Origin of the sequence: Flavobacterium sp. (genome assembly GCF_035456085.1) — a bacterium.
GTDB lineage: Bacteria > Bacteroidota > Bacteroidia > Flavobacteriales > Flavobacteriaceae > Flavobacterium.
In genome coordinates, this window is record NZ_DATIDY010000032.1 from 1 (window position 1) to 9,934 (window position 9,934).

Genomic DNA, 9,934 nt, shown 5'->3' on the forward strand with positions numbered 1-9,934 from the left:
AACTGATTTTATTTATGACACCCGTAAAATGGCATGTGCCAGAGAATATTTAGTTGACTTTTATCCATTAGATGTAGTTTTAGATAAAAACGGAAATGATATTAATGCGGTGCATCAGTCAAATTATCTTTCGGTAAATACCAGAACTGGCATTAAAATTGGCGGACCTGAGGTATGGGGAGCAAAGACTTTGGCGGTAATAGAAACTGACTTTTATGGAAATATTGAAGGAGCTTCTATCGGAATGCTGCGATTGAGACACGCATATGCTAATTTTGATTGGGGGCAAACAGCTGTGACAGTGGGGCAAACCTGGTATCCGCAGTATGTTCCAGAGGTGGCACCGGAGGTTGCGGCTTTCAACGGGGGACTACCGTTTAATCCTTTTGGTTGGGCAACGCAATTCAAAATTAAACAGATGTTATCCGATGCGCTTTCGTTTTCATTCATTGCTTATAAAGAAAGGGAGTTTGCCGCTCCAGGTCCAGGAGCAGCCAATGCAGCCACAATTAACTCGGCTCTTCCAAGTTTGCACGGTCAGTTTCAGTACAGAACTAAGAATGTTATCTTAGGAGCCGGTGCCGAATACAAATCATTGCAGCCTTTGACGGTTTCTAATAATCAGAAAACTTCCGAAAAAATCAATTCTACTTCTTTCCTTGCTTATGGAAAATACATGAATGATAAAATAAGTGTAAAAGCGTATGGAATCACTGGCGGGAATATGTATAATTTTGTTACGATCGGGGGGTATAGCGGTAGGACTATTGATAATGGAATTGAAACCTACACGGCATCAAAAACATCTGCCGCATGGATGGAAATTTCAAAAGTTGACAAAAGAATTGCTCCAGGTTTGTTTATCGGTTACGTCAAAAATAATGGTGGTTCGTTTGATGCAACAACGGCTGATCCAACAAAAATAACCTATGCAAATTATATCCGTGGTATAAACAGTGGTGCGACGAATTCAACCAGAGTAGTGGATGATATTTGGAGAGTTTCAGGAAGAGTCGATCTTAAACACAAAAAATTCAGAGTTACACCAGAGCTGGAATATACTGCAGCCACATGGGGAGATTTGTCAAAAAGCACAGCAGCAGCAACCACAAATTTGACAGATGTGGCAAATATGCGATTCTTGCTTTCCTGTGTTTATAATTTTTAATATGAAATGAAGAGGTATTACCTCAAGATATTGAATTGTTTTTTAATGCAGATTAGCGAATCTAATCTGCGTAAAATCTGCTGAATCCGCGTGCAATTTATACGTAGATTTCAGCAGATTTTTTTTTGAATCACTTTAGGGATCTAATAACGAAGTTCCGAACATGGTTAAAGAAACTCGGAGCATCAAAGACAGTCGGAAAGATTTTTTGTCATCGCCTTTAGAATATAGTCCTAATTGTGTACTTTTCGGCTCTTTAAAAAACGATTGTGAAAAGCTATATTATAAAACGATACGAATCCAAAGATTACGACAAATGGAATGATTTTATTGGTCAAGCCAAAAATGCGACTTTCTTGTTTCATCGTGATTTTATGGACTATCATAAGGATAGATTTGAGGATTATTCTTTGATTGTTTTGGATGGCGAAAAATGGGTGGCCGTTCTTCCTGCAAATAGAGTAATAGATACTGTCTATTCTCATCAGGGCTTGACGTATGGGGGGGTGGTGTTCTTATCTAAATTAAAAGCCGAAAAAGTTGAATTGATTTTAGATGATATTTTATTTTTTCTAAAAGAAAACTCAGTTGATTTTTTTTGTTGTAAACCAATTCCTAATTTTTATTTTTTAAAAGGTAATCAGGAAATAGATTTCTTTTTATGTAAAAAAGGCGGTCTCATAGAGAGAAAAGAAATGAATTTAGCTATTAATCTAACTATTCCACTAGATATATCTAAAAGTAAGCTTAAGCATTTTAGAAGAATCAAAAGCCTTCATTTAGAGATTGTTGAAGAGCAAAATTTACATCCGTTTTGGGAAGAGGTTTTAGAGCCAAGATTGGCAGAAAAGCATAATGCAAAACCAGTTCATACAAAGGAAGAAATTACAATATTGAAAAAAAAATTTCCAGAAAATATAAAGCAGTTTTCGCTTTATAATAAAAATAAAATTATTGCTGGAATAACTATTTTTGAAACGGAAACGGTTGTTAAATCACAATATGGAGCTACAACTAAAGAAGGAGAAGAAGTAAGAAGCCTTGATTTTTTATTCATTAATTTAATCGAAAAATACAAGAACGAAGGTAAATGTTTTTTTGATATGGGAATTGTTGGCGATAATAATATAAAAGGATATAATTCGGGGCTTTTAAAACAAAAAGAAGAGTTAGGTTGTTCAGTTTATAATCAAGATTTTTATAAAATCAGTGTTAAATGATAAAATTCCTCGATTTAAAAAAAATAAATGAGCCTTATGAAACCGTTTTTCAAGAAAAACTGAAATCAGTTTTAGAAAATGGTTGGTATATTTTGGGCAGTGAAGTCGCAACATTTGAAAGTAAATTTGCCTCTTATTGCGGGATGAAACACTGCATAGGAGTAGGTAATGGCTTTGATGCCTTGGTTTTGATTTTCAAAGCTTATATCCAAATGGGGAAATTGCAAAAAGGGGATGAGGTTATTGTTCCTGCGAATACCTATATTGCCAGTATTTTAGCTATAATGCAAGTGGATTTGATTCCTGTTTTGGTCGAGCCAAACTTGGAAACTTACAATATTGATCCAAGTTTGATTCAACAAAAAATCACATCCAAAACCAAGGCAATTTTAGTTGTTCATTTGTATGGACAATTGGCCGAAATGGATAAAATAAATGCAATTGCAAAACAAAATAACTTATTGGTAATTGAAGATGCGGCTCAGGCGCATGGAGCAATTTCAGATTTTGGTAAATCCGGAAGTTTATCTGATGCTGCCGCTTTTAGCTTTTATCCCGGGAAAAATCTTGGCGCTTTGGGAGATGGGGGAGCAGTTGTCACTGATAATGCAGAATTGACAAAAACCATTCAGTCGCTCCGAAATTATGGTTCCGAAGCTAAATATCAGAATGAATACATCGGCGTAAATTCAAGATTAGACGAATTGCAGGCGGCTTTTTTGAATGTTAAATTACCCACTTTAGACGCAGAAAATACTATTCGAAAATCAATTGCAAAACGCTATTTGTCGGAAATAAAGAATGATAAAATTATTTTACCATTTTGGGATTTTTCAGAAAATCATGTTTTTCATTTGTTTGTTATCCGAACTGAAAACAGAGACGAATTGCAAAACTATTTATTAGCAAATGGTATTCAAACGATGATTCATTACCCAATTCCGCCACATCAACAAAATGCTTTTTCAGATTGGAATAATTTGTCTTTTCCTATTACCGAAAAAATACATAACGAAGTATTGAGTTTGCCGATGAGTCCTGTAATGACTGATGATGAGGTGAGTTTTGTGATTGAAAAGATAAATTTATGGACATAATAATAAAATCGTTTAACAGGCCTTATTATTTGGATCGTTGTATTCAGAGTATTAGGCGGTTTGTGGTACATTCGGATTATCGGATTATCATTTTGGATGATGGTACGCCTGATAAATATTTAAAAAAAATTTCAGAAAAACATTCAGATATAACGATTTTGAAATCTGATTTATACGATGTGAAAGTATTCGCAATTGAGAACGATTCGCAAAATATAAACGTAAAAGTTCCAATAGATTTGTGGATTAATGCTGCTAAAAAGGCCTCGGAGTATTTTGTGTTATTGGAAGATGATATTTGGTTTACAGATTATATTGCTCTGAATGATTTGGAAATTTCTTTACGAAAAGATAATGTTCAAATGCTTAAATTATTTTGGTTAGGGAACTCCAAATTACAATCGGACCGTATTGTGAAAGAGGAATCGTTTTTTAGTATTTATGAGCCTGATTTATACACTCGGAATCCGCTTTTGTACAAATTGTTTTTTGTTTATTATAAATTCAAAATTCGAAAAACATTGTCATTTCTTAACATATATACTAAAACTAGGGCTTTAAATTACTATTCTATTTATTCTGTTGCAGGAGTTGTTTTTAGACAGGAATATTTCTTGTCTTTATGGAAAAATCATACTAATAGAATTGATGAAGGGCTTCAGCTTTTTAATGCAGTTCAGTTTCTGAATAAAAATAAAAATGCAGCTTTCGGAAGAACCAATAAGGAAGTTGTAAAGACGAGTTTTCTTTCTGCTGCCACCAATCAGCATAAGAATTATGAAAATGTTTCTCTCAATATGTTTGTGTTTAATAAAATCATAAATGAAGCTTGGTATGAGGGAGAATTGGATGTGATGAATAATTTTCCAAAAGATTTGAATCCGGAAAGCATTCAAAAAATTCTGAGAGATAAAAATGCGGTTGATGCCAGTGAAGGAGAATGGAAGAAATGGGCTGAACAATTCAAACAACAATACACATCTTTTGGATGTATAATTGATTAATATGCTAGAGCAGAATACCGAAAATTCACATAAAGAAATTATTAAAGCCACAGGAGTATTTGGTTTTGTCCAAGTCCTGAGGATGCTCGTTAGTGTCATAGGAATTAAATTTGCTGCTGTGTTTTTGGGGTCAGTAGGTATTGGAACTCTCGGTCTATTAAATAACACGATAGGTATTATTGGTTCACTGACCAATTTTGGTTTGAATATTACGGGTGTTAGAGAAGTGAGTTCAGCTTATTCAGATGGCGATCATGGAAGATTTTCGGAGCGTTTGACGGTATTAAAGAGATGGTCTTTTATTGTCGGATTGTTTGGGACAATAGTAACCATTTTACTATCAAAATTGTTGAGTAAATGGACTTTTGGAACTGAAGAAAATTATTTTTGGTTTGTAATCCTCTCCGTCAATTTTGTTTTTTTGAGTGTCTCTTCAGGAAGAATAGCTATGCTGCAGGGCTTGAGAAAAATTAGACTGATAGCCATTTCTAATGTTTGGAGTTCCGTATTCATAACTTTGGTAACGATTCCACTATATTATTTTTTTAAGTTTGACGGTATTGTTCCTGTCATTTTGCTGTCAAGCTTGATAGGTTTACTTTTCAATTTATACTATACCCGAGACATTGAAGTAAAAAAAGTAAATCTTTCGTTTTCCGAAACAATAAGGAGAGGACAGCCATTACTAAAAATGGGTTTTTTGTTGTCGATAAACGTAATATTCGGGCAAATATGCAATTATATCATAAAACTGTATTTGAATGGAAATGGAGCCACCGCTGAAATATTGGGTTTTTATGAAGTGAGTTCGGTTATACTGCTATCGTATGTTGGTTTGGTTTTTAATGCCATGGGAACTGATTTTTACCCCAGACTGGTTGCAGTACAAAATGACGATAATCGAGTGAATCAAATTGTAAATGATCAGATAGAAATAGGATTGCTGCTGGTAACTCCTTTGCTGTCTCTGTTGTATTTGCTTGCTCCTTTTTTTATAGAGATTCTATATACTAAAGAGTTTTCCGCTGTTACATTGATTTTTAAAGGAGCTCTTTTTGCGGTAATAATAAAGGCAGTAATATGGCCATTAGCTTTTATTATCTTGGCAAAGGGACAAAATAAATTATATTTTAAGCAGGAATTATTGGGCGATTTTCTGAATATTACCTTGGCTATAGCTTTTTATCATTGGTTCGGGCTGGAGGGAATTGGTATAGCGAGTATTGTCAATTTTACGGTGTATGGAATATATGTTTATCGAATCCTGAATAGGAAGTTTAATTTTAGTATCAGAAAAGATACTTTCAAAATTCTTTTAGTTTCCCTTTTAATTGGATTGTTAAATTGTCTTGTCGTTTTTTTTGTAGATTCTCCTATTACTGATTTATTTTTGGGAATCTTGTCCTCTTTGTCGGTATTTTATTCTTACAAGGAGCTGGACAAAAGAATTGATATCTCTTCTTATTATGCAAAAATTAGAAATAAGATTAAGCGTAATTAAAGAGGAACCGCAATTTTTTTTTGGACTAATTAATTGTATTTAAATACGTGTTTGAGAAGATTTTTTAAAATAATAGAATTTTAATATGTTATTCAACTCATTGAATTTTGCTCTTTTTTTTACCATAGTCTCCGTGCTTTATTGGTTAGTATTCAATAAAAACTTAAAACAGTAAAATCTTTTTTTGCTGGGGGTAAGTTTATTCTTTTACAGTTGTTGGGATTTAAATCTTTTAAAATTCTTTCTCCAGCTCAATAGTATTCGTAGTCTTAAAAGTTTTATTAATAAATTATAATCCCTTATTTTAAAGGTGTGTGTAATTTCATAATGCACTCTCTTTTGAATTGCCAAATCTTCGGATTTGGTTCGGTTTAGTGAAATTGCTTTTTTTAGGATTAAGTACGTAGAATGATTTATTTTTCTGGCCCGACTATCCTTTTTTTTGAAGAAATCACTTCCTAAGGAATTAGTGACTATTCTTTTTTGTATTAGAGGTTCGTCAATAAAATCAAACTCATATAAGCGGGAAGCCCGAATCCAAAAGTCCAAATCTTCATAAACCAGCGATTCATCATAACCTTGTAAATGGTCAAATACGGTTTTCTTTATCATGGCCGATACGGAACAAATACTGTTACCGCCCGAAAGAACCGATTGATAAATATCGCCCGTAATTCTTTTTTCGATTACTTTTTTTTGATTGTTTACCGGAAAATAATAGGAATCAAAAGTGCCATTTGCGGATATTAATTCAACATTGCCATAAACTGCGCCAAGGTTTTTATAAGGACTGTTATTGAATGTGTTAATTTGCAATGCAACGCAATTGGGTAATAGTATATCATCTGTAGCTAAGTCGATTATAAATTCTCCTTGAGCATGTTTTAGTGCTTTGTTAAAGGATTTGGTATTTCCCAAATTAGTTTCATTAGTGATAAACCGAATTTCAGGGTAATTAATTAGCCACTTTCTAATTACTTCTTTAGAATCGTCGGAACTGCAATCGTCAACTATAATGAGTTCAATGGCTGGATAGGATTGGTTAATAACAGAATTTAAACTTTCAGCTACATACATTTCGTGATTGTAGCACAAACAAATAATAGTAACGAGCGGATTGTTTTGCATTATTTTATTAATAGTTATATTTGAGACGAAAATAACAAAACGAAAATGATATTATCTCACAAAAACTTTAAAATTGCTTTAATTGGTTATCGTTTGAGCGGAGGTGGCAGTGATAAAGTAATGGCAACATTATCTCTTTTTTTTGAAAAAAAAGGGATCGAGATCCATAATATCATAGTTATTGATGAAGTCTCTTATCCTTATTCTGGAAAACTGTTTAATTTGGGCTTGTTGAAGAATAAAAGCAATGGAATATTTAACAAAATTAAGCGGCTGATTTCGTTACGGAAATATCTAAATGAAAACGATTTTGATTTTATAATTGATTTTAGATTCAGAAGAAAAGTTATTCAAGAATTAATAATAGCTCGTTTTTTATATAAAGCCAAAACGATATTTACAGTCCACAGTTTTTTGATTGACCATTATATGCCAAATAATTCTTGGTTAACTCGGTTAATGTACAATTACTGTTACGCAAATGTTGCCATTACAAATGAAATGGAAGAACTGATTGTCAAAAAACATCAATTAAAGAATGTGTTAACAATTTCAAACCCTGTAAATTTAGAGGAAGTTTATGTAAAGTGTGATGAACCAATTTCAATTGATTTTGAATACATAATTGCGATTGGTCAATATGAAAGCAATATAAAACAGTTTGATAAATTGATTATGAGTTATGCCAACTCAGTATTGAAGGACAAGCAAATTCATCTCGTGATAGTCGGGAAAGGTGATAGCAGTGAATTAAAAAATGTTGCAAAACAGTGCAATATAATTGATTTTGTGCATTTTTTAGGATATCAAAATAATCCTTTCAAATATTTTAAAAATTCCAGGTTTTCAGTTTTGAGCAGTAAAAATGAAGGATTGCCGAATGTTATTTTAGAATCATTGGCTTGTGGTATCCCTGTAGTTTCATTTGATTGTCCTTGCGGTCCCAGACAAACAATCAGTAATTTTAAGAATGGAATTCTTGTCGAAAATCAAAATTTAGAAAAGCTTACCGAAGCTATGAATATAATGGTTAACGATGAAAAAATATATCTATATTGCAAAGAAAATGCAAGAGAAAGTGTTACTCCATTTTTATTAGAAACAATAGGAAAACAATGGTTAGATTTGATGCAAATAAACATAATTTGAGAAGGAAAACAATAGATGCAATACAATTACTAGACATACCCGTTGTTGAAGATGTGAGAGGGAATTTAGGAATTATTCAAAGTGGTTTTTTGCCCTTTGAATTTAAACGTGTCTATTATCTTTTTGATGTGCCCAGTAGTGCTTTTAGAGGAGGACATTCACATATTGATCAGCAGGAAGTGCTAATTGCTTTAAGCGGAAGTTTTGAAGTAACAGTAAATGACGGAAGTGAAGAGAAACGTTATCTGTTGAATAAACCTAATATTGGCTTGCTTATTCCAACTGGAATTTGGCGTGAATTGGAAAATTTTTCTTCGGGTGCTGTTTGTTTAGTACTTGCCTCTGATGTGTATAAAGAAGAGGACTATATTCGGGATTATGATGAATTCTTGAGATCAAAAAAATGAAATTATTGTATATCGTTCCAAAAGTCAATAATGCTGGAGGTGTAGCTAGAGTTTTTTCGTTAAAATTGAACTATCTTATTGAAAATTTTGGATATGAAGTCCATATACTTACTCAAAATAAAGGGAACTTTCCCTTGTTTTACCCTTTTCATGAAAAGATTGTTTTTCACGATATAATTTTAGAGGGATCTGTATTTAAGTTTTTCAATTCTTTTCAGAGATCTTTAAAAATAAATATTAGAAATATTAACCCAGATATTATAATTGTTAGCGACAATGGATTGAAAGCTTATACAATTCCATTTATTTTATCCAATAAAATTCCTATTGTTTTTGAATGTCATGGATCTAAATTTGTTGAAATAAAGCACGTAAAGAAAAATTTTATATTGCAGGTTATAAGCAATTTAAAATATACATTCAAGGATTTTTGCGCATCGAAATTTCCAAAATTTATAGCTCTGTCAAATGAAAATTTGAAAGAATGGAATGTGAAAAACGGCTTGGTTATCCCAAATCCCTCTTGGATACAAAGTGAAAAGCTATCGGATTTAAAATCTAAAAAAATAATTGCAGTTGCACGATATTCTTATGAGAAGGGGCTTGATAGGTTATTGCTTATTTGGAAAAAAGTGATTATTAAGCATCCAGAATGGGTTTTGGAGATTTATGGAGAATCTGTAATTGATTTAAAACCTATTATTCGAGATTTAGGCTTAAAAACCAATGTAAGTTTAAGCAATCCAGTTAAAAATATAGCCGACAAATATTTATCTTCTTCACTATATGTCATGACTTCGCGATCAGAAGGTTTTCCTATGGTTTTGCTCGAAGCAATGGCTTCTGGTTTGCCTTGCGTTGCTTATGACTGTCCAGCTGGCCCACGAGCGATTATTGAAGATAAAAAAAATGGTTTTTTAATAAAAGATGGAGATATAGATTCCTTTGTTGAAAAACTGGAACAATTAATTGAAGATGAAAATTTAAGAATTTCTATAGGTCAAAACGCTTATAGAAGTACAAAAAAATATAACATTGAGCCTATTATGCAACAATGGAAATCTCTTTTTGAAAGCTTGACAAATCAATAATTATTTAGGGTCAATGCTACATAAATAACCCAATCGATAAATATCAAAACAGAATAGGTTTGGATTTTTGTTTAAAATTAATTTTTTCAAAAAAGGTTCTGAAATTTTAAAGAAAAGAATCGCAATTGGTAATAATCGATATTGTTTTATGGTCTTGTATTTTTTTATT

At 32.4% G+C, this 9,934-nt stretch carries 9 protein-coding genes; 8 read left to right on the forward strand and 1 reads right to left on the reverse strand.

Going from position 1 to position 9,934, the window contains the following annotated elements; genetic code table 11:
• The 5 genes from VLC96_RS02655 to VLC96_RS02675 all read left to right on the forward strand — a co-directional run.
• Positions 1-1,168 (forward strand): hypothetical protein (locus VLC96_RS02655; RefSeq protein ID WP_325260506.1); only part of this gene is annotated, 1,168 nt, incomplete at its 5' end.
• 269 nt (positions 1,169-1,437) lie between these two features.
• Positions 1,438-2,388 (forward strand): FemAB family protein, encoded by a 951-nt coding sequence (locus VLC96_RS02660; protein ID WP_325260507.1) that lies wholly within the window; start codon positions 1,438-1,440, stop codon positions 2,386-2,388.
• Positions 2,385-3,485: a DegT/DnrJ/EryC1/StrS family aminotransferase gene (locus VLC96_RS02665; protein ID WP_325260508.1), complete on the forward strand. Its 1,101-nt coding sequence runs from the start codon at positions 2,385-2,387 to the stop codon at positions 3,483-3,485. Before VLC96_RS02660 ends, VLC96_RS02665 begins: the two co-directional genes overlap by 4 nt.
• Positions 3,476-4,489 carry a glycosyltransferase family 2 protein gene (locus VLC96_RS02670; protein WP_325260509.1) on the forward strand — a complete coding sequence of 338 codons (1,014 nt, stop codon included), beginning with the start codon at positions 3,476-3,478 and terminating at the stop codon, positions 4,487-4,489. The genes VLC96_RS02665 and VLC96_RS02670 overlap by 10 nt, the downstream gene beginning before the upstream one ends.
• A gap of 1 nt (position 4,490) precedes the next feature.
• Positions 4,491-5,990 carry an oligosaccharide flippase family protein gene (locus VLC96_RS02675; protein ID WP_325260510.1) on the forward strand — a complete coding sequence of 500 codons (1,500 nt, stop codon included), beginning with the start codon at positions 4,491-4,493 and terminating at the stop codon, positions 5,988-5,990.
• A gap of 207 nt (positions 5,991-6,197) precedes the next feature.
• On the opposite strand, the gene VLC96_RS02680 is transcribed toward VLC96_RS02675, so the two are convergent.
• Positions 6,198-7,118: a glycosyltransferase gene (locus tag VLC96_RS02680; RefSeq protein ID WP_325260511.1), complete on the reverse strand. Its 921-nt coding sequence runs from the start codon at positions 7,116-7,118 to the stop codon at positions 6,198-6,200.
• A gap of 45 nt (positions 7,119-7,163) precedes the next feature.
• On the opposite strand from VLC96_RS02680, the gene VLC96_RS02685 reads away from it, so the two are divergent.
• From VLC96_RS02685 to VLC96_RS02695, 3 genes are read left to right on the forward strand one after another with little or no spacing between them, the layout of a single operon-like run.
• On the forward strand, positions 7,164-8,267 hold the full coding sequence (locus VLC96_RS02685) for a glycosyltransferase (RefSeq protein WP_325260512.1): 1,104 nt from the start codon (positions 7,164-7,166) through the stop codon (positions 8,265-8,267).
• The gene (locus VLC96_RS02690) at positions 8,234-8,674 is read left to right on the forward strand and encodes a sugar 3,4-ketoisomerase (RefSeq protein ID WP_414655559.1); all 441 of its coding nucleotides are present in this window, start codon (positions 8,234-8,236) and stop codon (positions 8,672-8,674) included. Before VLC96_RS02685 ends, VLC96_RS02690 begins: the two co-directional genes overlap by 34 nt.
• Positions 8,671-9,765 carry a glycosyltransferase family 4 protein gene (locus VLC96_RS02695; RefSeq protein ID WP_325260514.1) on the forward strand — a complete coding sequence of 365 codons (1,095 nt, stop codon included), beginning with the start codon at positions 8,671-8,673 and terminating at the stop codon, positions 9,763-9,765. The genes VLC96_RS02690 and VLC96_RS02695 overlap by 4 nt, the downstream gene beginning before the upstream one ends.
• The last annotated feature ends 169 nt before the right edge of the window (positions 9,766-9,934 follow it).